This is a genomic window from Paracoccus sp. PARArs4 (genome assembly GCF_947311865.1).
Lineage (GTDB): Bacteria > Pseudomonadota > Alphaproteobacteria > Rhodobacterales > Rhodobacteraceae > Paracoccus > Paracoccus zeaxanthinifaciens.
Genome location: NZ_CAMZMW010000001.1, coordinates 187,171 through 209,736 on the forward strand (window position 1 = coordinate 187,171; position 22,566 = coordinate 209,736).

The 22,566-nt window shown below is 67.4% G+C and carries 23 protein-coding genes; 16 read left to right on the forward strand and 7 right to left on the reverse strand.

Annotated features, from left to right (window positions below; all coding sequences use genetic code 11):
- The first annotated feature begins 64 nt into the window (after positions 1 to 64).
- The 5 genes from QMZ16_RS00985 to QMZ16_RS01005 are packed head-to-tail and all read left to right on the forward strand — an operon-like array spanning position 65 to position 5,365.
- A complete protein-coding gene (locus QMZ16_RS00985; RefSeq protein ID WP_282601755.1) occupies positions 65 to 1,042 on the forward strand; it encodes an ABC transporter permease in 978 nt (325 codons plus the stop codon).
- Positions 1,039 to 1,947, forward strand: coding sequence for an ABC transporter permease (locus tag QMZ16_RS00990; protein ID WP_282601756.1), 909 nt, complete (start codon positions 1,039 to 1,041; stop codon positions 1,945 to 1,947). The genes QMZ16_RS00985 and QMZ16_RS00990 overlap by 4 nt, the downstream gene beginning before the upstream one ends.
- Positions 1,944 to 2,930 (forward strand): ABC transporter ATP-binding protein, encoded by a 987-nt coding sequence (locus tag QMZ16_RS00995; protein ID WP_282601757.1) that lies wholly within the window; start codon positions 1,944 to 1,946, stop codon positions 2,928 to 2,930. Before QMZ16_RS00990 ends, QMZ16_RS00995 begins: the two co-directional genes overlap by 4 nt.
- The gene (locus QMZ16_RS01000; RefSeq protein WP_282601758.1) at positions 2,927 to 3,928 is read left to right on the forward strand and encodes an oligopeptide/dipeptide ABC transporter ATP-binding protein; all 1,002 of its coding nucleotides are present in this window, start codon (positions 2,927 to 2,929) and stop codon (positions 3,926 to 3,928) included. The genes QMZ16_RS00995 and QMZ16_RS01000 overlap by 4 nt, the downstream gene beginning before the upstream one ends.
- Before the next feature lie 24 nt (positions 3,929 to 3,952).
- The gene (locus QMZ16_RS01005; protein ID WP_282601759.1) at positions 3,953 to 5,365 is read left to right on the forward strand and encodes a M20 family metallopeptidase; all 1,413 of its coding nucleotides are present in this window, start codon (positions 3,953 to 3,955) and stop codon (positions 5,363 to 5,365) included.
- 168 nt (positions 5,366 to 5,533) lie between these two features.
- On the opposite strand, the gene QMZ16_RS01010 is transcribed toward QMZ16_RS01005, so the two are convergent.
- Complete coding sequence (locus QMZ16_RS01010) at positions 5,534 to 6,271, reverse strand: MipA/OmpV family protein (RefSeq protein WP_282601760.1); 738 nt, start codon at positions 6,269 to 6,271, stop codon at positions 5,534 to 5,536.
- 108 nt (positions 6,272 to 6,379) lie between these two features.
- Positions 6,380 to 8,224, reverse strand: coding sequence for an ABC-F family ATP-binding cassette domain-containing protein (locus tag QMZ16_RS01015; RefSeq protein WP_282601761.1), 1,845 nt, complete (start codon positions 8,222 to 8,224; stop codon positions 6,380 to 6,382).
- Positions 8,225 to 8,411: 187 nt separating this feature from the next.
- On the opposite strand from QMZ16_RS01015, the gene QMZ16_RS01020 reads away from it, so the two are divergent.
- Entirely contained in the window at positions 8,412 to 9,389 is a 978-nt protein-coding gene (locus tag QMZ16_RS01020; RefSeq protein WP_282601762.1) for a zinc-binding dehydrogenase, read from the forward strand.
- 21 nt (positions 9,390 to 9,410) lie between these two features.
- Here the strand turns inward: QMZ16_RS01020 and QMZ16_RS01025 are convergent, their stop codons facing one another.
- On the reverse strand, positions 9,411 to 9,773 hold the full coding sequence (locus tag QMZ16_RS01025) for a YigZ family protein (protein ID WP_028725824.1): 363 nt from the start codon (positions 9,771 to 9,773) through the stop codon (positions 9,411 to 9,413).
- A 1-nt stretch (position 9,774) separates the two neighbouring features.
- Positions 9,775 to 10,206 (reverse strand): Fur family transcriptional regulator, encoded by a 432-nt coding sequence (locus tag QMZ16_RS01030; RefSeq protein WP_022707489.1) that lies wholly within the window; start codon positions 10,204 to 10,206, stop codon positions 9,775 to 9,777.
- Positions 10,207 to 10,306: 100 nt separating this feature from the next.
- Here QMZ16_RS01030 and QMZ16_RS01035 point away from each other — a divergent pair, with 100 nt between their 5' ends.
- The 10 genes from QMZ16_RS01035 (at position 10,307) to QMZ16_RS01080 (ending at position 19,763) form a co-directional block, all read left to right on the forward strand.
- A complete protein-coding gene (locus tag QMZ16_RS01035; RefSeq protein WP_282601764.1) occupies positions 10,307 to 11,179 on the forward strand; it encodes a metal ABC transporter substrate-binding protein in 873 nt (290 codons plus the stop codon).
- Entirely contained in the window at positions 11,176 to 12,027 is an 852-nt protein-coding gene (locus tag QMZ16_RS01040; RefSeq protein WP_282601765.1) for a manganese/iron ABC transporter ATP-binding protein, read from the forward strand. The genes QMZ16_RS01035 and QMZ16_RS01040 overlap by 4 nt, the downstream gene beginning before the upstream one ends.
- Positions 12,027 to 12,890 (forward strand): metal ABC transporter permease, encoded by an 864-nt coding sequence (locus QMZ16_RS01045; protein WP_282601766.1) that lies wholly within the window; start codon positions 12,027 to 12,029, stop codon positions 12,888 to 12,890. Before QMZ16_RS01040 ends, QMZ16_RS01045 begins: the two co-directional genes overlap by 1 nt.
- Positions 12,887 to 13,696, forward strand: coding sequence for a metal ABC transporter permease (locus tag QMZ16_RS01050; protein ID WP_282601767.1), 810 nt, complete (start codon positions 12,887 to 12,889; stop codon positions 13,694 to 13,696). The genes QMZ16_RS01045 and QMZ16_RS01050 overlap by 4 nt, the downstream gene beginning before the upstream one ends.
- Positions 13,697 to 13,755: 59 nt before the next feature.
- On the forward strand, positions 13,756 to 15,069 hold the full coding sequence (locus QMZ16_RS01055) for a GH1 family beta-glucosidase (protein ID WP_282601768.1): 1,314 nt from the start codon (positions 13,756 to 13,758) through the stop codon (positions 15,067 to 15,069).
- 73 nt (positions 15,070 to 15,142) lie between these two features.
- Positions 15,143 to 15,307, forward strand: a complete 165-nt coding sequence (locus tag QMZ16_RS01060; protein WP_282601769.1) for a hypothetical protein — start codon at positions 15,143 to 15,145, stop codon at positions 15,305 to 15,307.
- On the forward strand, positions 15,307 to 16,488 hold the full coding sequence (locus QMZ16_RS01065) for a VWA domain-containing protein (RefSeq protein WP_282601770.1): 1,182 nt from the start codon (positions 15,307 to 15,309) through the stop codon (positions 16,486 to 16,488). The genes QMZ16_RS01060 and QMZ16_RS01065 overlap by 1 nt, the downstream gene beginning before the upstream one ends.
- A 40-nt stretch (positions 16,489 to 16,528) precedes the next feature.
- Positions 16,529 to 17,212 (forward strand): M48 family metallopeptidase, encoded by a 684-nt coding sequence (locus QMZ16_RS01070; RefSeq protein WP_282601771.1) that lies wholly within the window; start codon positions 16,529 to 16,531, stop codon positions 17,210 to 17,212.
- Between the two features lie 41 nt (positions 17,213 to 17,253).
- A complete protein-coding gene (locus QMZ16_RS01075) occupies positions 17,254 to 18,429 on the forward strand; it encodes a hypothetical protein (RefSeq protein WP_282601772.1) in 1,176 nt (391 codons plus the stop codon).
- Entirely contained in the window at positions 18,426 to 19,763 is a 1,338-nt protein-coding gene (locus QMZ16_RS01080; RefSeq protein ID WP_282601773.1) for a cytochrome P450, read from the forward strand. The genes QMZ16_RS01075 and QMZ16_RS01080 overlap by 4 nt, the downstream gene beginning before the upstream one ends.
- Here QMZ16_RS01080 and QMZ16_RS01085 read toward each other — a convergent pair.
- The 3 genes from QMZ16_RS01085 to QMZ16_RS01095 are packed head-to-tail and all read right to left on the reverse strand — an operon-like array spanning position 19,760 to position 22,547.
- Positions 19,760 to 20,863 (reverse strand): ABC transporter ATP-binding protein, encoded by a 1,104-nt coding sequence (locus QMZ16_RS01085; protein ID WP_282601774.1) that lies wholly within the window; start codon positions 20,861 to 20,863, stop codon positions 19,760 to 19,762. The two genes, QMZ16_RS01080 and QMZ16_RS01085, sit on opposite strands and share 4 nt — an antisense overlap.
- Complete coding sequence (locus tag QMZ16_RS01090) at positions 20,860 to 21,678, reverse strand: ABC transporter permease (RefSeq protein WP_022707501.1); 819 nt, start codon at positions 21,676 to 21,678, stop codon at positions 20,860 to 20,862. Before QMZ16_RS01090 ends, QMZ16_RS01085 begins: the two co-directional genes overlap by 4 nt.
- Positions 21,675 to 22,547, reverse strand: coding sequence for an ABC transporter permease (locus QMZ16_RS01095; RefSeq protein WP_022707502.1), 873 nt, complete (start codon positions 22,545 to 22,547; stop codon positions 21,675 to 21,677). Before QMZ16_RS01095 ends, QMZ16_RS01090 begins: the two co-directional genes overlap by 4 nt.
- Positions 22,548 to 22,566 lie beyond the last annotated feature (19 nt).

Below are 22,566 nucleotides of genomic sequence, written 5' to 3' on the forward strand. Positions count from 1 at the left end.
GACCCTTCCGGCGCCCCGCTACGGGGCGTCGGATCCCGTCACCGGACCCCGAAGGACCCCCGACATGCTCGTCTATCTTGTCCGCCGCCTGGGACAGAGCCTGCTTGCCATCGTGGCGATGGCAGTTCTGGTCTTTGCCGGCGTATATGCCATCGGCAACCCCGTCGATGTCCTCATCAACCCCGAAGCCACCCAGGCCGAGATCGCGGCGACCATGCAGCGGCTGGGCCTCGACCGCCCGCTCTATGAGCAGTTCGGGATCTTCGTTATGAACGCCCTGCAGGGCGATCTGGGAACCTCGTTCGTCTATGGCCGCCCGGCGCTGGACATCATCATGGAACGACTGCCCGCGACGATGGAGCTGGCGCTGGTCGCGCTGTTCCTGTCGGTCGCCATCGGCATCCCGCTTGGCGTCTGGGCCGGGCTTCGCCCCGACAGCGTCGCCGGACGCACCATCATGGGCGGATCGATCCTTGGCTTCTCGTTGCCGAACTTCTGGCAGGGGATGCTGCTGATCCTGGTCTTCGCGGTCCTTCTGGGCTGGCTGCCCGCAGGCGGACGCGGCGAAACGACCGAGTTCCTGGGCCTTCAGGTCAGCTTCCTGACCTGGGACGGGCTGACCCATCTGATCTTGCCCGCGATCAATCTCGCGCTGTTCAAGATGTCGCTCATCATCCGACTGGCCCGCGCCAACACGCGAGAGGTCAGCCTGCAGGACTATGTCAAGTTCGCCCGCGCCAAGGGCCTTTCGGGGCGTCGCGTGGTGATGGTCCATATCCTGAAGAACATCATGATCCCCGTCGTCACCATCATCGGGCTGGAGCTGGGCTCGATGGTCGCCTTCGCGATCGTGACCGAGACCGTCTTCGCATGGCCCGGTATGGGCAAGCTGCTGATCGACAGCATCAACCTGCTCGATCGGCCCGTGATCGTCGCCTACCTCATGCTGACGGTGCTGATCATCGTGTCCATCAACCTGCTGGTCGACGTGATCTATTCGCTGCTGGATCCGCGCATCCGCCTGTCGGAGATGAAGGGATGAGCCAGACCACTGCAAACGCACCGGTCCGCGTGGACAGCCCCGCCCGCCGCATCCTGCAGCAGTTCATGGAGGACCCGGTCGCCGTCATCGGGCTGATCCTGTTTGTCGCGATCGCGGCACTGGCCATCGCGGCCCCATGGATCGCGCCGCAGAACCCCTACGATCTGACGCAGCTGGACATCATGGACAGCGCACTTCCCCCGGGCGAGGTCAGCTTCGGCAGCGGTCAGACCTATTGGCTTGGCACGGACCGCCAAGGCCGCGACATGCTGTCGGGCATCCTCTACGGGCTCCGGATCAGCCTTCTGGTGGCGTCGGTCTCGCTTGGGCTGGCAATCACCATCGGAACCATCGTCGGCGTCACGGCCGCCTATTTCGGGGGCAGGCTCGACAGCTTCATCATGCGGATCGTCGACCTGCAGCTGTCCTTCCCCGCCATCCTGATCGCGCTGATCCTGCTGGCGCTGCTGGGGCGCGGCGTGGACAAGGTGATCCTGGCGCTGGTCATCGTGCAATGGGCCTATTACGCGCGGACGGTGCGCAGCTCGGCCATCGTCGAGCGGCGCAAGGATTACATCGATGCAGCGCGCTGCCTTGCGCTGTCCGACCGCCGCATCATGTTCCGCCACCTGCTGCCCAACTGCGTGCCGCCGCTGATCGTGGTCGCCACCGTCCAGATCGCGCAGGCCATCGCGCTGGAGGCGACGCTGTCCTTCCTCGGCGTGGGCGTTCCCATCACCGAACCGTCGCTCGGGCTGCTGATCGCCAACGGCTACGACTATCTCCTGTCGGGCAGCTACTGGATCAGCCTGTTCCCCGGCATCGCGCTGGTCGTGACCATCGTCGCGATCAACCTTGTCGGCGACCGCCTGCGCGACGTCCTGAACCCGAGGTTGCAGAAATGAGCAAGCTTCTGGAAATCAACGACCTTCAGACCCATTTCCACACCCGTGACGGGGTGGCCAAGGCCGTGGACGGTGTCACCTTCTCGCTCGACCGGGGCGAGATTCTGGGCCTCGTCGGCGAAAGCGGATCGGGGAAGTCGGTCACCGGCTTCTCGATCCTGGGACTGGTCGATCCGCCGGGCCGCATTGCCGGGGGCCGGATCGTCTTCGACGGCGACGACCTTGTCGCCGGGGGCGAGCCGATGCTGCGCGGCCTGCGCGGCAAGCGGATCGCCATGATCTTTCAGGATCCGATGATGACGCTGAACCCGGTCCTGCGCATCGACACCCAAATGGTCGAGACGGTGCTGGCCCATGAACGCGTCCCCCGGTCCGTGGCCTTGGCCCGTGCACGCGCCGCGCTGGTCCAAGTGGGCATCTCGGCGCCCGACGAGCGGCTGCGCAGCTATCCGCACCACTTCTCGGGGGGAATGCGGCAGCGCGTGGCCATCGCGATCGCGCTTCTGCACAAGCCCGACCTGATCATCGCCGACGAACCAACCACCGCGCTGGACGTCACCATCCAGGCGCAGATCCTGTCCGAGGTGCAGAGCCTCTGTGCGCAGTCGGGGACGGCGCTGATCTGGATCACGCACGACCTGGCCGTGGTCTCCGGTCTGGCCGACCGCCTGGCGGTCATGTACGCGGGCCGCATCATCGAGGAAGGCCCGACGGCCAGCGTCATCGCCAGCCCGCGCCACCCCTATACGCGCGGACTGATCGACAGCGTGCCGAAGGGCAAGCAGCACGGCCGCATGCTGAGCCAGATCAAGGGCATGACCCCGTCGCTTCTGAACCTTCCCGAGGGCTGCAAGTTCGCCCCGCGCTGCCCGCGCGCCGATGCCGCCTGCCGATCAGAACCGGCGCTGACGCCGACCGGCGACGATCGCAGCATCCGCTGCCACCACCCCCATGAAGATGCCGAAAGGGTGCATGCCCCGTGACACAGGAACCCATCATCCAGATTCAGGGCGTGTCGAAGCGCTTCACCAAGGATCTCGACATCGCCGAGAAGATGGCCCGCAAGCTGGGCGCCAACCTCGCGCCGGTCACGGTCCATGCCGTCGACGATGTCAGCCTCGACATCCGCAAGGGCGAGGTGCTGGGCCTTGTGGGCGAATCCGGTTGCGGCAAGTCGACGCTCGGCCGGATGGTCGCGGGCCTGACGAACCCCAGTGCGGGCCAGATCCGCTTCCACGGGCAGGATGTCGCGGGCCTGCGAGGCGCCGATGCACGGAACGCCGCGCTGCGGATGCAGATGGTGTTCCAGGACCCAATGTCGTCGCTGAACCCGCGCATGCGCGTGGGCGACATCGTGTCCGAGGCGCCGCGGTTTCACGGTATCGTCCCGCGTGGCGAACTGGCCGGCTACATCGAGGACACGCTGCGTCAGGTGGGTCTCGATCCAAGCACCGCCAAACGGTATCCGCACCAGTTCTCGGGCGGGCAGCGCGCGCGGATCGGGATTGCACGCGCCCTGGCGGTCCGCCCCGAGTTCCTTGTCTGCGACGAATCCGTGGCGGCTCTGGACGTGTCGATCCAGGCGCAGGTTCTGAACCTGTTCATCAAGCTGCGGCAGGATTTCGACCTGACCTACCTGTTTGTCAGCCACGATCTGGGCGTGGTCGAACATATCTCGGACCGGATCGCAGTCATGTATCTGGGCCGCCTTGTCGAACTGGGCGAGGCCGAGGATCTGATCGCCCGCCCGAACCACCCCTATACCCAGGCGCTGGTCTCCGAGATCCCCACATTCGAGACCGGCAAGAAGACCTATCACGCCATCAAGGGCGAGATCCCGTCGCCACTGAACCCGCCCAAGGGGTGCCATTTCCACCCCCGCTGTCCGCATGCGCATGACCGCTGCCGGTCCGAGGTCCCTGCCCTGCGGCAGGTCGCCCCCGGCCGCATGTCGGCATGCCACCTGAACGACCGGACGTAAGTGCCGGAAACAACGGAGAAGAGAATGCGTAACGACAACCCCGTCTGGTCCCATGTCGATGCAAAGGCCCCCGAGTTCACCGGGCTGGCCGACAGGGTCTTCGACACCCCCGAGCTGGCCTATACCGAGAAGAAATCCTGCGCGGCCCATACCGAGATGCTCGAGGCGCAGGGTTTCCGCGTGACACGCAATGTCGCCGGCATCCCGACCGCCGTCATGGGCGAGGCGGGCGAAGGCGGCCCGGTCATCGCCATCCTGGGCGAATACGATGCGCTGCCCGGCCTGTCGCAGGAACCGGGGCTGGCTGAACCGAAACAGATCGCGGATCACGGTTTCGGACACGGCTGCGGGCATAACCTGCTGGGCTCGGCCGCGCTCTCGGCGGCGACGGCGGTCAAGGACTGGCTTGCGGCCGAGGGCCTGCCCGGTCGCGTCCGCTATTATGGCTGCCCCGCCGAGGAAGGCGGCGCCGCCAAGACCTACATGGTGCGCGACGGTCAGTTCGATGACGTGGACATCGCGATCACCTGGCACCCTGCCAGCTTCAACGCGGTGGACGACATGCGTTCGCTGGCCAATACTCGCATCGACTTCACCTTCCACGGCAAGGCGGCCCATGCCGCCGGCGCCCCCGAACTGGGTCGTTCCGCGTTGGATTCGGTCGAGCTGATGAATATCGGCATCAATTACATGCGCGAACACATGCCGGACGCCGCGCGTGTTCACTACGCCTATCTGGATGCGGGCGGGATCGCCCCGAACGTGGTTCAATCCAAGGCGACCGTGCGTCAGCTGATCCGCAGCCCGGACCTTGCCGGGCTTCAGTCGCTTGTCGAACGCGTCCGCAACATCGCGGACGGTGCGGCGCTGATGTCGGGCACCAAGGTCACCTCGAAGGTCTTCTCGGCCGTGTCGAACCTGACCGAAAACCGCCCCCTATCCGAGGCCATGCAGGCCGAGTTCGAGGCCTTGGGGCCCGTTCCCTTCGACGAGGCCGACCACGAGTTCGGCTCGCGGATCCGCAGCACGCTGACCCGCGACGATATCGCGGACACCTTCCAGCGGCTGGCGATGAAACCCGATTACGACAAGACGATGTGCGACTTCATCGCCCCGCTGGATCGCCCCTTCATGGGGGGCATGGGATCGACCGATGTGGGCGATGTCAGCTGGGCCGTCCCCACGGTTCAGGCACGCGTCGCGACCTGCGCGATCGGAACCGCGCTGCACAGCTGGCAGCAGACCGCGCAGGGGAAGGCGCCCGCCGCGCACAAGGGCATGCTGCACGCGGCCAAGGTGATGGCATCGACCGCCCGCGCGGCGCTGACCGACCCCGACCTGATCGCGCGTGCCAAGGCCGCGCACCAGGAATTGCTGGCGGACTTCCCCTATTCCTGCCCAATCCCGCAGGGCACGAACCCGCCGGTCGAGGTCTGAGATCGAGCCGGACCGCCCCTGCGATGGGCGGTTCGGACAACTGACGGTCCTGAAATTCGGCAGGGCACCGACATGCCCCATCCGAAACAAGAATGGCCGCAGCATCGCTGCGACCATTCCGTAGAAATCGAGGCGCCCTTCAGTCCCGACGCAAGGTCGGGCGCGGCCTCAGAACCCGAACGAGAAGCGGCGCGTGACGCCCAGGCGCAGCGAGGGCTGGTATTCCTCTTGCACGACGGGGCTGTCGGCGGCGTCGCCGATCAGCTTGCCGTAACGGATCTCGCCCAGCAGGGCGGTGTTTTCCGTCATGGCGTATTTCGCCTCGAAGCTGATCGCGGCCTCGTTCAGGCCACCGCCCGGCTGGGTCTCGGCCAGGCCGCTGGCGGCGCTTTCGGCTGCGGTCACGCCGAAATAGGTGTTGTTGAACTCGTCGTCGCCATAGACCAGCTCGGCGCCCGACCACAGCGTCAGGCGGTCGCTCAGCTCGGTGCGGTACTTCGCGCCGACCTCGCCCGTCAGCCCCTCGTGGCCGTCGAAGCCGCGACGCAGGCTGCCATAGGCCGTCACCGGACCCGCACCATAGCTGACGCGCAGGCCCAGCTCGTAGGCGCGGTCGATGTCGTTCAGGCCCGACAGCTCGGGATAATCGGCGGTGTCGCGTTCACCCACCGTGCCGAAGGACGGCGAGATCGAGAAGCCCTGCTTCGTGCCGCCCGTGCCAGTGCCGAAGCCCGCATTGCGCCAGATGACCCAGGGCGACACCTCGCCCTCGTCCGAACCGGGATATTCCGGCCCCACGGTCGCACCCAGCCCCAGGTCGAACGAGAAGACGCGCTCGCCCGTGCCGAAATCCTGCGCGAATGCGGGCGTGGCGGCAAGAACGGCGAATGCGAGGACGTATTTCATGGGGCGAATCCGAAGGTGCGAGGAGGTTTGCACCATCTAACTTTCACCCCGCCCCGCTGGCAACAGCCACGGCGCCGCAGGGGCGCCATGGCGCATTTTCGCAACAGGTCAGGCCTCGGCCTTCTCCAGCTTCTCCAGCGCCTCCAGCCACAGGGCTTCGGCGCGGGTCATGGCCTGCCGCGCCTCGGCGTGCTTCTTGCCCCATTTCTCGGCCTCGTAGGGGTCGTTGTAGAGCGCCGGATCTGCCAGCTTCACGTCCAGCTTCGACAGCATGTCGGTCAGCTTGCCGACCCGTTCCTCGGCGCGGCGAACCTCGGCGCGCAGGTTCAGCAGCTCGTCGCGGGGGGCACGCTTGGGCGCGGCTTTCGGCTGTTCCTTGGCGGGGGGCGCGCTGCTGCCGGTCAGCAGGAAGCGGCGGTAATCGTCCAGATCGCCCTCGTAGGGGGCCACGTCGCCATCCTTGACCAGCCACAGCCGGTCCGCCACCAGCCCCAGCAGGTGCATGTCGTGGCTGACCAGCACCACCGCGCCGGTATAGTCGTTCAGCGCCTCGGACAGGGCCTCGCGGCTTTCGATGTCCAGGTGGTTGGTCGGTTCGTCCAGGATCAGCAGATGCGGCGCGTCGATCGTCGCGATCAGCAGCGACAGGCGGGCCTTCTGGCCGCCCGACAACTGGCCGACCTTGGTCTCGGCCTGCGCCTCCATCAGGCCGAAGCCCGCAAGGCGCGCGCGCTGCTTGGCCTGCCCCTCGTCCGGGCGCAGGCTGCGGATATGGTCCAGCGGGGTCTCGTCCAGGTGCAGCTCGTCCACCTGGTGCTGGGCGAAATAGCCGACGCGCAGCTTGGTGGAACGCGTGATGTGCCCCGCCATCGTGCCCAGCCGTTCGGCCAGCAGCTTCGACAGCGTGGACTTGCCCTGACCGTTGCGGCCCAGCAGCGCGATGCGGTCGTCCTGGTCGATGCGCAGGTTCAGCTTGCGCAGGACCGCGCGGTCGCCATAGCCGACGGACACGCCCTCCATCGCGACGATGGGCGGGGACAGCCCCTCGGGCTGGGGGAAGGTGAAGCGGTGGAACTTGGCCTCTTCGGGGGCGGTGATCGGCTCCATCTTGGCCAGCATCTTGACGCGGGCCTGCGCCTGGCGCGCCTTGCTGGCGGTCGCGCCGAAGCGGTCCACGAAGCTTTGCAGATGCGCGCGGCGGTCGGCCTGCTTCTTGGCCTCGGCGGCCAGCAGGGCCCGCTTCTCGGCGCGCATCCTGGTGAAGCTGTCATAGCCGCCGGTATAGAGCGTCAGCTTCTTCGCCTCGAGATGCAGGATATGCCCGACGGCGCGGTTCAGAAGGCCGCGGTCGTGGCTGATGATGATGACCGTGTGCGGGTACCGCGCCAGATAGCTTTCCAGCCACAGCGCCCCTTCCAGATCCAGGTAGTTGGTCGGTTCGTCCAGCAGCAGCAGGTCGGGCTGGGCGAACAGCACCCCCGCCAGCGCGACGCGCATCCGCCAGCCGCCGCTGAAATCGCTGGTCGGCCGCGCCTGGTCCGCGGTCGAGAAGCCCAGCCCGTCGAGGATCGTCGCGGCCCGCGCCTCGGCGGACCATGCGTCGATATCGGCAAGGCGGGTCTGCACCTCGGCGATGCGGGTCGGATCGGTCGCCTGCTCGGCCTCGGCCATCAGGGCGGCGCGTTCCTTGTCGGCGGCCAGGACCGTGTCCAGCACCGAGATCCCGGTCGCGGCGCTTTCCTGCGCCACGCCCCCGATCCGGGCCCGCGAGGGCAGCGATATCTCGCCCCCGTCCAGCGACAGTTCGCCCTTGATCAGCTTGAACAGCGTGGTCTTGCCGGCCCCGTTGGGACCGACGAGGCCGATCTTGTGACCTTCGGGAATGGTGGCCGATGCCTGCTCGAACAGCGGGCGGCCCTGGATGGAATAGGAGATGTCATCGATGCGCAGCATGGCGCGGGCATGACCGATCCCGGCCCGACCGTCAATGACCGCCGCGCCGGCAATCGACCGCGCATGGCGGATTCAGTGTTCACCGGAATGGAACTGGCGGGTGGGCGCGGCCCTTCATATGTTCCCTCATTCACCGCCCGGCGGCAGCGGCCATCGGGCGGGACCAATTGAAGCGAAAGGACAAATCATGCGCAGCGTAGGCCACGAGACGTTCGGCGAACCCCAGGACGTCCTGCAGCAGGTCGAAATCGACCGCCCCACCCCCAAGGCCGGCGAAGTGCTGATCAAGGTCATCATGGCCCCGATCCACAACCACGACCTGTGGACGATCCGGGGCACCTACGGCACGAAGCCCCAGCTGCCCGCCACCGCCGGCAGCGAGGCCGTCGGCATCGTCGAGGAGGTCGGCCCCGAGGTCGATCCCGCCCTGAAGGGCCGCCGCGTGGCCGCTGCGGGCATTCCGGGCGCATGGGCCGAATACGTGATCGGCCGCGCCGATGCCGTGATCCCCGTCCCCGACGAGATGTCGGACGAGGCCGCCGCCCAGCTGATCGCCATGCCCTTCAGCACCATCACCCTGCTGGAATTCCTGAACGTCAAGGAAGGCGACTGGGTCGTCCAGACCGCCGCAAACGGCGCGGTCGGGCGCATCATGGACGTGCTGGCGCGCGAACGCGGGGTCAAGCTGCTGAACCTTGTCCGCCGCGAGGCCGCGGTGAAGGAACTGACCGAGGCGGGCCTGCAGAACGTCGTCTCGACCGACGACCCGGACTGGATCGCCAAGGCGAAGGCGATCGTCGGCGATGACGGCGCGCGCGCGGCGATCGACAGCGTGGGCGGTCAGGTCGCGGGCGATCTGGTTGAACTGCTGGGCCACGAAGGTCTGCTGGTCACCTTCGGCGCGATGGCCGAACCGACCCTGCCGCTGTCCTCGGGTCAGCTGATCTTCAAGCACATCACGGTCAAGGGCTTCTGGGGTGCCATCGTCATGACCCAGACCCCCGCCGAGGATCGCCAGCGCATGTTCGGCGAACTGATCCGGCTGGTCCTGAACGGCAAGCTGGTCCTGACCTCGGGCGGCGATTTCGCGCTGGAGAACCCGCGCGAGGCCGCGAAGGCCAGCCTGACGGCGGGCCGCAACGGCAAGATCATGTTCAAGCCGTAAGCAGGCTTCGGGCGGGGGCGCTCAGCCCTCGCCCAACCCCGTCTGCGCCAGGTAGTGGCGCACGGCATCCGCGACATGCCGGAACCTGTCGCCGCCCAGATGCTTGCCGCCATACCAGCGCGTGACGATCACGACGTGATCGGTCAGGCCCGCGCGTTCCAGCATCTGCAGGATCAGCATCCCCGCCCCGCCCTCGCCGTCGTCGTCCTTGGCCGGTTCGCCCGACAGGATCGCGGCCCAGCTGTGATGGGTGGCCTTCTGGAACCGCTTGGTCCGCTTCAGTTCGGCCAGCAGCGCCTCGACGCCCGCCTTGTCGGTCACCGGCCCGCCCGCGACCGCGTATTTCGACCCGCGATCCGAGATGATCTTGTCGAAGACCTGCATCTCAACGCCGCCGGACATAGAGTTCCAGCCTGTGATGCACGATCTCGTATCCCATCTCGGCCGCGATCTCGGCCTGAAGACGCTCGATGCGTTCGTTGTGGAACTCCATCACCTCTCCGCTGTCCACGTCGATCATGTGGTCGTGATGGGACTGGTCGGCGGCTTCCCACCGGGCGGGTTCGCCCTGGAATTCCAGCTTCTCGATCACGCCCTGGGTCTGCAGCGTCGTCAGCGTGCGATAGACGGTGGCCAGCGACACCCCCGCCCCCGCGGCGACCGCACGGGCATGCAGCTCGGCCGCGTCGGGATGATCCTCGGCCGAGGCGATGACCCCCAGCAGCGCCGCGCGCTGGCGCGTGACCCGCACGCCCGCCGCCCGCAGCGCATCCTCCAGCGCGGCCGCCCGCGCATCGTTCTGAAATGGCTTGCTCATGGTTTCAGCATGCACCGGACCGGCGCCAGTTGCAACTGGTTCTCAACTGTTGACAGTTGCGAACGATTCGCAGAAGGTTCGGCGCAGGAGGTCCAACGACATGCTTCGCACCCTGACTGCCCTGCTTCTTCTGTCGCCCCTGACGGCCCATGCCGACGACCTGAAGGTCGCGACCAGCTTCACCATCCTTGCCGACATGGCCCGCAACGTCGCGGGCGACCTGGCCGAGGTGAACTCGATCACGCCCCCCGGCGCCGAGATCCACGGATACGAACCCACGCCCCGCGACGTGATCGCCATCAGCGACAGCGACCTGATCATCGTGAACGGCATGAACCTGGACGACTGGACGCAGCAGTTCCTGTCGCGCGCGGGCGACGTTCCGGTCGCGGTTCTGTCGGACGGGGTCCAGCCCATCTCGATCACCGGCGGCGATTACGACGGGCGTCCGAACCCCCACGCCTGGATGGCGCTGGATTCCGCGCTGATCTACGTGGACAACATCGCGACCGCCCTGTCCGAGGTGGACCCGGACAACGCCGCGACCTATGCCGCCAATGCCGAAACCTACAAGGCGCAGATCGCCGAGGTGATCGGCCCGCTGCGCGACGCGGCCCGCGCCCTGCCCGAGGACCGCCGCTGGCTGGTCTCGTCCGAGGGGGCGTTCTCCTATCTGGCGCGGGATTTCGGGCTGTCCGAACTGTATCTGTGGCCGATCAATTCCGATGGCCAGGGCACGCCTCAGCAGGTCCGCGCGCTGATCGACAGCATGCGCGAGAACGGCGCGCCGGTGATCTTCTCGGAAAGCACGGTCAGCGACCGCCCGGCAAAACGCATCGCGCGTGAAACCGGGGCGGCCTATGGCGGCGTTCTGTATGTCGACAGCCTGTCGGATGCGTCCGGGCCGGTCCCGACATATCTGGACCTGCTGCGCGTCACGTCCGAGACGATCATCGAAGGGATCTCCGAGTGAGCGATCACGGAATAGAGGCGGCGGGCCTTACCGTCGCCTATCGCAACGGCCACCGCGCGCTGCACGACGCGACCTTCACCGTACCGCGCGCATCGGTGACGGCGCTGGTGGGGGTGAACGGCGCGGGGAAATCGACCCTGTTCAAGGCGCTGATGGGGCTGCTGCACCATGCATCCGGGCGGGTGTCGATCATGGGGCTGGAGGTGCGGCAGGCGCTGGCCCGCAACCTCGTGGCCTATGTGCCGCAGTCCGAGGAGGTGGACTGGAGCTTTCCGGTGCTGGTGCAGGACGTGGTGATGATGGGTCGCTACGGGCATATGGGCTTTCTGCGCCGCGCGCGGGCGGCCGACCGGCAGGCCGTCGCATCGGCACTGGCCCGCGTCGGCATGACCGATTTCGCCCAGCGCCAGATCGGCGAGCTGTCGGGCGGCCAGAAGAAGCGCGTCTTCCTGGCCCGCGCCCTGGCGCAAGAGGCGCAGGTCATCCTGCTGGACGAACCCTTCACCGGCGTGGACGTGGAAACCGAACAGGCGATCATTGCCCTTCTGCGCCAGATGCGCGACGAGGGGCGCGTGATGCTGGTATCGACCCACGACCTGGGGTCGGTCCCCGAATATTGCGACCGCGTGGTGCTGGTGAAGGGCACGGTGCTGGCATCCGGCCCGACCGCCACGACCTTCACCCCCGAGAACCTGCGCGAGGCCTTCGGCGGCGTGCTGCGCCACTTCATGCTGGGCGGAAGCGACCTGCACGACGATCCCGACCACCGGGCGGTGGATGTCTTCACCGATGACGAACGCCCGCTGATCTTCTATGACGACCAGCACCGCACCGGGGGCGGCGCGTGATGCTGGAGCTGCTGCTGACGCCCTTCGAATACGGCTACATGGCGACGGCGATCTGGGTCTCGGCGCTGGTGGGTGGGGTCTGCGCCTTCCTGTCGGCCTATTTGATGCTCAAGGGCTGGAGCCTGATCGGCGACGCGCTGTCCCACTCCATCGTCCCGGGCGTCGCGGGCGCCTACATGCTGGGGCTTCCCTTTGCGATCGGCGCCTTCCTTGCGGGCGGACTGGCCGCGCTGAGCATGCTGTTCCTGAACAACCGCACGGGCCTGAAGCAGGACGCCATCATCGGGCTGATCTTCACCGGCTTCTTCGGGGTCGGACTGTTCATCGTGTCGCTGAACCCCGTCGCGGTGGACCTGCAGCTGATCACCATGGGCAACATCCTGGCCATCGCGCCGGGCGACGTGGTGCAGCTGCTGCTGATCTCGGGCGTCTCGCTGGCGATCCTGCTGCTGAAATGGCGCGACCTGATGGTGGTCTTCTTCGATGAGAGCCACGCCCGCACCGTGGGCCTGCACCCCACCCGCCTGAAGGCGCTGTTCTTCACCCTGCTGGCTGCATCCACCGTGGCCGCGATGCAGACCGTGGGCGCGTTCCTCGTGATCGCGCTGGTCGTGACGCCGGGGGCCACGGCCTATCTGCTGACGGACCGCTTTCCGCGGCTGATCGCGATTTCGGTCGCGATCGGCAGCACGACCTCGGCGGTGGGGGCCTATGCCAGCTTCTTCATCGACGGGGCGACGGGCGGGATCATCGTGGCGCTGCAGACGATCCTGTTCCTGCTGGCCTTCGCCTTCGCACCGACCCATGGCGTGCTGGCATCGCGCAGGCGCGCCCGCGCCGCCGTCGAGGGGGCCAGGACATGAGCTGGCTGACCCTTCCCTTCAGCTTCCCGGTGATGGCCGATGCGGCCATGATCGCGGTGATCGTGGCGATCCCGGCGGCGATCCTCAGCTGCTTCCTCGTCCTCAAGGGCTGGGCGCTGATGGGCGACGGGATCAGCCACGCCGTGTTCCCCGGCATCGTGCTGGCCTATATCCTGGGGCTTCCGCTGCTGGCGGGCGCCTTCGTCGCCGGGATGATCTGCGCGACGGGCGCGGGCTGGCTGGACGCCAACAGCCGCATCAAGTCCGACACGGCCCTGGGCGTCGTCATGGCCGGAATGTTCGCGCTTGGCCTGATCCTGTTCGTGATGTTCCCCAGCAACGTGCATCTGGACCACATCCTGTTCGGCAACATCCTTGGCATCGGGCCGCAGGACTTCGCGCAGGCGGTGCCCATCGCGGTGGCGGTGACGGCGATCCTGCTACTGAAATGGCGCGACTTCGCGCTGCTGGCCTTCGATCCGGTGCAGGCGCGCGTGTCGGGGCTGCGCACGGGCTGGCTGCATTACGGGCTGCTGGCGATGATCGCGGCATCGGTGGTGGCGATGCTGTCCTCGGTCGGCATCATCCTGTCGATCGGGCTGCTGATCGCGCCGGGGGCCATCGCCTTCCTGCTGACGCGCAGGCTGCAGGCGATGATGGCGGTCGCCACGGCCATCGCGGTCGGCGCATCGCTGGCAGGGGTCTGGGCCAGCTTCTGGCTGGACAGCGCGCCCGCCCCCACGATCATCGTGATCCTGACGGGCTGTTTCGTGCTGGCCTTCGCCTGGCGTCAGATCCGCGTCTGAGGCCCCTTTCAAATGGCGTGGCAGCATGCCAGCATTCCGGCGCAATCAAGGAGGGCGTCATGCTGCCACCCCGCTCGGACTTTCCCGCCGATTTCGTCTTCGGCGCCGCCACCTCGGCCTATCAGATCGAGGGGTCCTCGTACGGCAATGCGGGCGCGTCCCACTGGGACAGCTTTGCCGCCACGCCGGGCAACATCATGGATGACAGCAACGGCAGCATTGCCTGCGACCATTACAACCGCTGGCCCGAGGATCTGGACCTGATCCGCGATGCGGGAATGGGCGCCTATCGCTTCTCGACCAGCTGGGCGCGGGTGATGCCCGACGGCGCGACGCCGAACCCCGAGGGGATGGATTTCTACGACCGGCTGGTCGACGGGATGCTGGAACGCGGGCTGCAGCCGCATCTGACCTATTACCACTGGGAACTGCCCGCGGCTCTTGCGGTCAAGGGCGGCTGGCAGAACCGCGACATCGCGGCCCTCTTTGCCGATTACTGCGTGGCGGTGAATGCGCGGCTGGGCGACAGGATCGCCGGTGCGGCCACCCTGAACGAGCCGTGGTGCATCGCCTGGCTGTCGCATTTCCTGGGCCATCACGCGCCGGGCCTGCGCGACATCCGCGCGGCGGGTCATGCCATGCACCACGTGCTGCTGGCCCACGGGCAGGCCATGTCCGCCCTGCGCGCGGAAGGGGCGAAGAACCTCGGGATCGTCCTGAACTTCGAGACCGCGCACCCCGCCGACGACACCCCCGCCGCCGCCCGCACCGCCGAGGTGCAGGACGCCATCTACAACCAGTGGTTCATCCGCGCCGTCATGGGACAGGGCTATCCCGAGGCCGCGCTGGAGGGGCTGCGCCCCCACATGCCTGCGGGCTGGGAAGAGGACATGTCCGCCATTGCCCAGCCGATCGACTGGCTGGGGGTGAATTATTACACCCGCAAGCTGCATGCCCCCGGCGCGGGGCTGTGGCCCGCCGCCCGCGACGTGACCGGCCCCCTGCCCAAGACCCAGATGGACTGGGAGATCCGCCCCGAGGGCCTGACCGAGTTCCTGACCCGCCTGAAGCGCGATCACGTGGGCGATCTGCCCATCTTCGTGACCGAGAACGGCATGGCCGAGGCCGCGGGCCCGGACGTGACGCAGGACCCGACGCGCGTGGCCTTCATCGGCGATCACCTTCGCGCGGCGAAGGCTGCGATGGATCAGGGCGTGAACCTGCGCGGGTTCTTCTACTGGTCGCTTCTGGACAATTACGAATGGGGCTGGGGATACGGGCCGCGCTTCGGGCTGGTCCATGTCGATTACGCGACCCAGAAGCGGACGCCGAAATCCAGCTGGCACGCCATGCGCGCGATGCTGGCAGGCTGATGCGCGCCATGTTGCGACGATGCCGCCCGCGCGGTATCTGCAACGGATCCATGACCGCAGGGGGGCACAGGCCATGATCGTCATCGCAGCCATCGTCATCGGGGCCGCATTGGGCTGGCACCGCGCGGGCAAGCTGGGCGGGGACACCCGCGACCGGATCCAGTATGCCGCCGTCCACGCCATCGCGCTGGCGGCGGTGGGGGTCCTTGCCACGGTCGTCATCGACAGGTCGGTCTGATGTTCCTGCCCTTCCTCGACAGCCTCCGCCGCCAGGGCGTGCCGGTATCGCTGCGGGAATGGCTGGACCTGCTGGAGGGGATGTCGAAGGGCGTGGCGGGCTGGACCGTCGACGGCTTCTATCACTTCGCGCGGATGGCGCTGGTCAAGGACGAACGCCATCTGGACCGCTTCGACCGGGCCTTCGCGGAAACCTTCGCGGGCCTTCAGGACATCCCCGTCGAGGCGCTGGTCGATGAACGCGCCCTGCCCCGCGACTGGCTGGAGAAGCTGGCCGAGAAGCTGCTGAGCGACGAGGAGAAGGCCGCGATCGAGGGGTCGGGCAGCTTCGAGGAGCTGATGCGCAAGCTGCGCGAGAGGCTGGCCGAACAGCAGGGCCGCCACCAGGGCGGCAACAAGTGGGTTGGCACGGCGGGGACGTCACCCTTCGGGGCCTATGGCTACAACCCCGAGGGCGTGCGGATCGGCCAGGACGAAAGCGGCCACCGCCGCGCCGTCAAGGTCTGGGACAAGCGCGAATTCCGCGACTTCGACGACAATGTCGAACTGGGCACCCGCAACATCAAGGTCGCGCTGAAGCGGTTGCGCCAATGGGCCCGCCACGGCGCCTCGGACGAGCTGGACCTGCCCGCCACGATCCGCGCCACGGCCGATCACGGCTATATCGACGTGCAGACGCGGCCCGAACGCCGCAACGCGGTCAAGGTGCTGCTGTTCCTGGACGTGGGCGGCAGCATGGACGACCATATCCGCGTCGTGGACGAGCTGTTCAGCGCCGCGCGGGCCGAGTTCAAGCACATGCAGCATTTCTACTTCCACAACTGCCTCTATGAAGGCGTGTGGACGGACAACCGCCGCCGTTGGAACGAACAGATGCCGACCTGGGACGTGCTTCACCGCTTCGGGCGCGACTACAAGTGCATCGTGGTGGGCGACGCGTCCATGTCCCCCTACGAGATCGCGGTGCCGGGTGGCGCGAACGAGCATTGGAACCCCGAGGCGGGCGAGGTCTGGCTGCGCCGCCTGGCCGAGACCTTCCCCGACCATGTCTGGCTGAACCCCGTCCCCGAGGCGCATTGGGGATACACCCAATCCATCGGCATGATCGGCCAGCTGTTCGAAGGGCGGATGCTGCCCATGACGCTGGACGGATTGACGCGGGCCATGCGCACCTTGGGCTGAGACGCTTCCATCCGCGCGGGGCTTGGGCCATCCTGACGCCATGCTGAAGCTGACGCCCCTCATCCTGATGCTGCTCTATGTGCTTGCCATGTGGTTCTTTTCCGCGTGGCGTCTGCACAAGGAGCTCAACCGCTACTCGACCCCGCTGTCGGACGGGCGGCTGACCCCGCTGATGGACCGGATGAGCCGCGCGATGGGTGTGCCCCCGATCCGCGCGCTGATCCACGAGGTCGCGCCCGTGAACGGGCTTGCGGCACCCGACGGGCGCATCTTCCTGACGCGCGGTTTCATGGACAAGCTGGACCAGGGCGAGGTCACCCCCGAGGAACTGGCCAGCGTCATCGCCCATGAACTGGGCCATGTCAGCCTTGGCCATTCGCGCAGGCGGATGATCGACTTCGCGGGGCAGAACGCGGTGCGGATGCTGCTGGCGGGGATCCTGGGGCGCGTCCTGCCGGGGGTTGGCGCCTGGGTCGCCAATATCGTGGCCACCGCCATCGCCGCCCGCCTGTCGCGGCAGGACGAGTTCGAGGCCGACCGCTTTGCCGCGGCGCTGCTGATCAAGTCGGGCATCGGGACCGACCCGCAGATATCGCTGTTCCGCAAGCTGGAGACCCTGACCGGTGCCCGTGCCGCGCCGCCCGCCTGGGCCATGTCCCACCCGCCCGCCGCCAAGCGGATCGAGGCCATCCAGGCGCAAGAGGCCCGCTGGACTTCAACCTGAGCGGGCACCCCCCTATTGTGGCAATGGAATCAGAGGCCCGCATGACCCGACCCTTCCGCCGCCACGTCCTGTACCTGCCGGGCTTCGACCCGATCCCGCCCCGCCGCTACCGCGAGCTTTATCGCCGCGAGGGGGCCGAACAGGCGCGCATCTCGGGGCACCGGATCGACCTGTCGGGCGCAAGGCAGGGGCCGAATTTCGGCTGGAGCGTCGATGCGGAAATCGAGGGCCGCCCGGTCGCCGCCACGTTCGAGGTGCTGCAATGGACCGACATCGTCCAGGCCTCGATGGGGCGCGGGATCCTCGGCACCTACGGGCTGATGGTGCGGACCTTCTGGATCTACATGGCCAGCGGCGCGGTTCCGCGCCTGATGCGGCTGCGGCGGGGGCCGGTGCTGGCGGCGTTCTATCCCTTCGCGGTGCTGCTGGCGCAATTGCTGGTGGCGGTGCTGGCGGCATGGCTGGTCGCCTGGGCGCTGCCCCTCGGATGGTTTGCCCTGCCCCCGGCGCTGGCCGCGTTCTGGGGGGTGCTGGTGCTGGGGCGGCGGCTGGATGGCAGGCTGTTCGCCTATTACCTGATGCACGACTATGCCTTCACCGCCGTCCAGAAGGGCGCATACCCCCCCGCGCTGGAGGATCGGCTGGCCGCGTTCCGCAGGCGCCTGTCGGACCTGCTGGACGACGACCTGGACGAGGTGCTGGTCATCGGCCACAGCTCGGGGGCCTATCTTGCGGTATCGCTGCTGGCGGATCTGCTGCGAGAACGTCCCGCCCGCGCGCGTCCGGCGCTGTCGCTGATGACGCTTGGGCATGTCGTCCCGATGGCGGCCTTCCTGCCCGATGCGGACCGGCTGCGCGACGATCTGGGATACCTGTCGCGGGCCAGCGGCATCTTCTGGCTGGACGTGACAGCGCCGGGCGATGCCTGCTGCTTTGCGCTGTGCGATCCGGTGGCGGTCTGCGGGATGGGCGACGACCGGCAGAAATGGCCGCTGGTCGTGTCGGCGGCCTATACGCAGACGCTGTCGCCCGAACGGCTGGCGCGGTTGCGGAACCGCTGGTTCAAGCTGCATTTCCAGTATCTCTGCGCTTTCGACAGGCCGGGGGATTACGATTACTTCGCGATCACGGCGGGGCCGCTGCCCTTGGGGGAACGTTTCGCCGGGCGCAAACCCTCGCCCGGGCTGATCACCCGCCCCGTGGGCGCGCGCCCGTGACCGCGCCCCGCCCCAGGGGGGCCGAGGGTCGCGGGACGCTGCTGCGCCTGATGCGCGGGTTTCGCAGCGACCTGCTGGGCGCATTGCCGGAACGGCTCTATCACGCGTGGATGGCCGAGTTCCGCAGCCCGCTGATCCACAGCTTCTTCTGCAACGATCCCGCGCTGCTGCGCATCATCCTGCAGGACCGTCCCGCAGACTTCCCGAAATCGAACCGCATGCGCGAAGGTCTGGCCCCCCTGCTGGGCAACGGCGTCTTCATCAGCAACGGCGAGGATTGGGCCCGCCAGCGCCGCATCATCGACCCCGCATTCGAGGGCGGCCGCGTCCGCGAAAGCTTTGCCGCCATCTTGCAGGCCGCGCGGGCGGCGTCGGATCGGCTGCCCGCGGGCCGCGTCGACATCGAGCCGCACGCCGCCCATGCAGCCGCCGACGTGATCTTTCGCAGCCTGTTCTCGATGCCCGTCGAACAGGGCATCGCCGCGCAGGTCTTCGACGCGTTCCGCCGCCACCAGGAAGCCCAGCCGCTGGTGAACCTGGCCGCGCTGCTGCCCCTGCCGCGCTGGATGCCGCGCCCCCATTCGCGTCGGACGCGCGCCACGGCGGGGCATATCCGGGGCCTGATCGCGGAAATGGTGGCCGAACGCCAGCGCGAGCTCGACGCGGGCACCGCGCCCGACGATCTGGCGACCAAGATCATGACGACCCCCGACCCGCAGACCGGCCAACGCTTTACCGCCCCCGAGATGGTCGACCAGGTCGCCGTCCTGTTCCTTGCGGGGCACGAGACCAGCGCATCCGTGCTGGCCTGGGCGCTGTGGCTTCTGGCCGAGCATCCCGAATGGCAGGACCGTGTCGCAGCCGAGGCCTCGCTTCTGTCGGATGATTTCGCCAGCGTCTCGCGCCTCAAGGCCACGCGCGCGGTCTTCCGCGAGGCGCTGCGTCTTTACCCCGCGGTCGCGATGTTCGCCCGAGAGGCGGTGACACCCCAGATCTTCCGCGACCGCGCCGTGCCAAGGGGCGCGCAGCTGGTCGTGTCGCCCTGGCATCTGCACCGCCATCAGCGCCTGTGGGACCGTCCCGACGAATTCGACCCCGCGCGGTGGGACACGCCCGAGGGCAAGACCAGCGCAAGGCAGGCCTATCTGCCATTCTCGGCCGGGCCGCGCGCCTGTCCCGGCGCGTCGCTGGCGATGGTCGAAGGGGTCGTGATGCTGGCGGCGATCACGGGGGCGCACCGGCTGCGCACGACCGAACGCCGCCCCGAACCCGTCGCGCGACTGACGATCCGCGCGCACGACGGCATCTGGCTGGACCTGGCCCCCCGATCCTAGCGGAACAGGACCAGCGATCCCGGCGACCATGCCACGCGGACGCGGGTGCCGACCTCGGGGACCTCGCGACCGAAGACGTTGCGCATCGAAATCCGCACGGGACGCTGCCGCCCGTCCAGCCGCAGGTCGTAATAGGTCATGTCGCCGTAATAGACGACCTCGTCGATCACGGCCTCGGTCTCTCGGGGTTGGGTATGGCTCTGGCCCGCGGCGACGATGGTCATGGTCTCGGGGCGGAAGCCAATCATCGGGCCGTCATCGTCGGGGTTGGACATGCTGCACTGGGCTTCGGGCAGCTCGACCTGCCCGAGGCCCGGGATCTCGACCACGACCTTGCCCGCGATGTCGGACAGGACCTTGGCGGGCAGGAAGTTCATCACCCCGATGAAATCCGCGACCCGGCGCGTGGCGGGCCGGGCATAGAGCGCCTCGGGACCGTCCAGCTGCGCGATCTCGCCCTCGAACATGACGGCGATGCGGTCGGACATGACCAACGCCTCTTCCTGGTCGTGGGTCACAAGGACGAAGGTGATGCCGACCTGGCGCTGCAGCTTGATCAGTTCCACCTGCATCTGTTCGCGCATCTTGCGGTCCAGGGCCGACAGCGGCTCGTCCAGCAGCAGTACCTTGGGCTTCAGGATCAGCGCACGGGCCAGCGCGATCCGCTGGCGCTGACCGCCCGACAGCGCATGGGCCGCCCGCGCGCCATAGCCCTTGAGGCCGACCATCGCCAGCGCCTCGTCAACGGCGGCGGCCTTCTCGGCCTTGGAACGCGGATCGCGGCGCAGACCGAAGGCCACGTTCTCGGCCACGGTCAGATGCGGGAAGATCGCATAGGACTGGAAGACCATGTTGGTCGGCCGCTTGTTCGCGGGCACGTCCTCCATCCGCTTGCCGTCGATCAGCACGGCCCCTTCGCCGATATCCTCGAAGCCCGCGATGGTGCGCAGAAGCGTGGTCTTGCCGCAGCCCGACGGCCCCAGCAGCGAGAAGAACTCGCCCGCCCGGATCTTTAGGTCAATGCCCCGCAGCGCGTGATAGTCGCCATAGTATTTCTGGACGCCATCGCATTCGATCATGGTCTTGGCTGCGTCGTTCACATCAGGCCTCCGGTCGCGGAACCGCCGATGCGGGCATTGCCCCGGCGGCGGAAATATTCGCCGATCGCCAGCAGGACGATCGACAGCACCACCAGCACGGTCCCAAGCGCCATGATCACGGGAATCGCGCGCGGGAACCGCAGCTGGCTGAAGATATAGGTGGGCAGCGTGGGTTCGTTGCCCGCAAGGAAGAAGGCGATGATGAATTCATCGAGGCTGATCGTGAAGGAGATCAGCAGGCTGCTGATGATCCCCGGCATGACCAGCGGCAGCGTCACCAGGCGGAACGCGCTCCACTTCGTCTCGCCCAGGTCATAGGCCGCCTCCTCCAGTGACCGATCCAGCGAGGAGAAGGCCGTGGACAGGATCGCGATGCCGTAGGGCATGGCGATCAGCGTGTGGCCCAGGATCACGGTCAGCAGCGACAACTGCACCCCCATGCCCAGCAGCACGACCAGAAGCGACATGGCGACGATGATCTCGGGCAGGACCATGGGCAGCATGATCAACCCCATGATGCCGCCCTTCATCGGAAACTCGAACCGGGTCGAGGCGCGGGCCGCGAAGATCCCGAGGCAAGTCGCCAGCACGGATGACGCGACCGCGATGGTCAGCGAATTCGTCAGCGCGCGGCGCAGCGTGGCATTGCCCCACATCTCGTCGAACCACTGCAACGAGAAGCCCTGCAGCGGAAAGGCGATGATCGTGCCCGAATTGAACGCGAACAGCGGCAGCAGCACGATGGGCGCATAGAGGAACAGCAGATAGGCCACGGCATAGATCTGCAGCCCCCGGCCATTGGAATGGATGCTCATTGGCGCGTCCTCAGGAAACGGCGGTTGAGGAACAGGAAGATCACGCTGATCACCGCCACCGCCAGCATCGCGGTCACCGCCAGCGCGGACCCCAGGGGTCGGTTGTCCAGCGCCAGCATCTGCACCTGGATCATGTTCGCGATCATCGGGATCTTGCCGCCGCCGATCACCTCGGGGGTGACATAATCGCCGATGGTCGGGATGAAGACGATCAGCGACGCCGCGACCACGCCCGGCATCGTCAGGGGCAGCGTCACCCGCCAGAAGGTCATCGCGCGGCTCTCGCCCAGGTCGCGGCCGGCCTCCAGCAGGGACCGGTCGATCTTCTCCAGCGCGACGAAGATCGGCAGGATCGCGAAGGGCGCATAGGCATGGGCCAGCGTCAGCACGATCGAATTGACGTTGTAGAGGATGAAGGTCAGCGGCTCGTCGATGATGCCCAGCCCTGTCAGGCTGCTGTTGATCACGCCGTTATAGCCCAGGATCACCTTCCACAGGAAAACCCGGATCAGGTAGCTGGTCCAGAAGGGGATCGTGATCAGGAACAGCCACATCGCCTTGCGCTCGGGCCGGACCATGAAGCTGACATAATATGCGATGGGAAAGGCCAGCGCGACGGTCGCGAAGGTCACGATCCCCGCCACGACCAGCGACCGCGTCATCACCACCCGCACGATCGGGTCGGACAGCACCTCGCGGTAGTTGTCCAGCGTGAACTCGCGCAGGACCTCCAGGTATCCGTCGGTCAGGAAGCTGTAGGTCAGGATCGTCAGAACCGGCGCGGCCAGGATCACCAGCGCATAGAAGAACGGCGGAGAAATCAGCGTCAGGCCCGCCCGAGCCTCTGCGTCGAATCTGGCTCTGGCCATCGCGATCCTTTCCGGGGTG

Coding starts and splice junctions, on each gene's coding strand:
- QMZ16_RS00995 (WP_282601757.1), top strand. CDS start 1,944: ATGAGCAAGCTTCTGGAAATCAACGACCTTCAGACCCATTTCCACACC.
- QMZ16_RS01030 (WP_022707489.1), bottom strand. CDS start 10,206: ATGAGCAAGCCATTTCAGAACGATGCGCGGGCGGCCGCGCTGGAGGAT.
- QMZ16_RS01060 (WP_282601769.1), top strand. CDS start 15,143: ATGATCGTCATCGCAGCCATCGTCATCGGGGCCGCATTGGGCTGGCAC.
- QMZ16_RS01065 (WP_282601770.1), top strand. CDS start 15,307: ATGTTCCTGCCCTTCCTCGACAGCCTCCGCCGCCAGGGCGTGCCGGTA.
- QMZ16_RS01045 (WP_282601766.1), top strand. CDS start 12,027: ATGCTGGAGCTGCTGCTGACGCCCTTCGAATACGGCTACATGGCGACG.
- QMZ16_RS00985 (WP_282601755.1), top strand. CDS start 65: ATGCTCGTCTATCTTGTCCGCCGCCTGGGACAGAGCCTGCTTGCCATC.
- QMZ16_RS01035 (WP_282601764.1), top strand. CDS start 10,307: ATGCTTCGCACCCTGACTGCCCTGCTTCTTCTGTCGCCCCTGACGGCC.
- QMZ16_RS01090 (WP_022707501.1), bottom strand. CDS start 21,678: ATGAGCATCCATTCCAATGGCCGGGGGCTGCAGATCTATGCCGTGGCC.
- QMZ16_RS01015 (WP_282601761.1), bottom strand. CDS start 8,224: ATGCTGCGCATCGATGACATCTCCTATTCCATCCAGGGCCGCCCGCTG.
- QMZ16_RS01055 (WP_282601768.1), top strand. CDS start 13,756: ATGCTGCCACCCCGCTCGGACTTTCCCGCCGATTTCGTCTTCGGCGCC.
- QMZ16_RS01010 (WP_282601760.1), bottom strand. CDS start 6,271: ATGAAATACGTCCTCGCATTCGCCGTTCTTGCCGCCACGCCCGCATTC.
- QMZ16_RS01005 (WP_282601759.1), top strand. CDS start 3,953: ATGCGTAACGACAACCCCGTCTGGTCCCATGTCGATGCAAAGGCCCCC.
- QMZ16_RS01050 (WP_282601767.1), top strand. CDS start 12,887: ATGAGCTGGCTGACCCTTCCCTTCAGCTTCCCGGTGATGGCCGATGCG.
- QMZ16_RS01095 (WP_022707502.1), bottom strand. CDS start 22,547: ATGGCCAGAGCCAGATTCGACGCAGAGGCTCGGGCGGGCCTGACGCTG.
- QMZ16_RS01070 (WP_282601771.1), top strand. CDS start 16,529: ATGCTGAAGCTGACGCCCCTCATCCTGATGCTGCTCTATGTGCTTGCC.
- QMZ16_RS01075 (WP_282601772.1), top strand. CDS start 17,254: ATGACCCGACCCTTCCGCCGCCACGTCCTGTACCTGCCGGGCTTCGAC.
- QMZ16_RS01020 (WP_282601762.1), top strand. CDS start 8,412: ATGCGCAGCGTAGGCCACGAGACGTTCGGCGAACCCCAGGACGTCCTG.
- QMZ16_RS00990 (WP_282601756.1), top strand. CDS start 1,039: ATGAGCCAGACCACTGCAAACGCACCGGTCCGCGTGGACAGCCCCGCC.
- QMZ16_RS01025 (WP_028725824.1), bottom strand. CDS start 9,773: ATGCAGGTCTTCGACAAGATCATCTCGGATCGCGGGTCGAAATACGCG.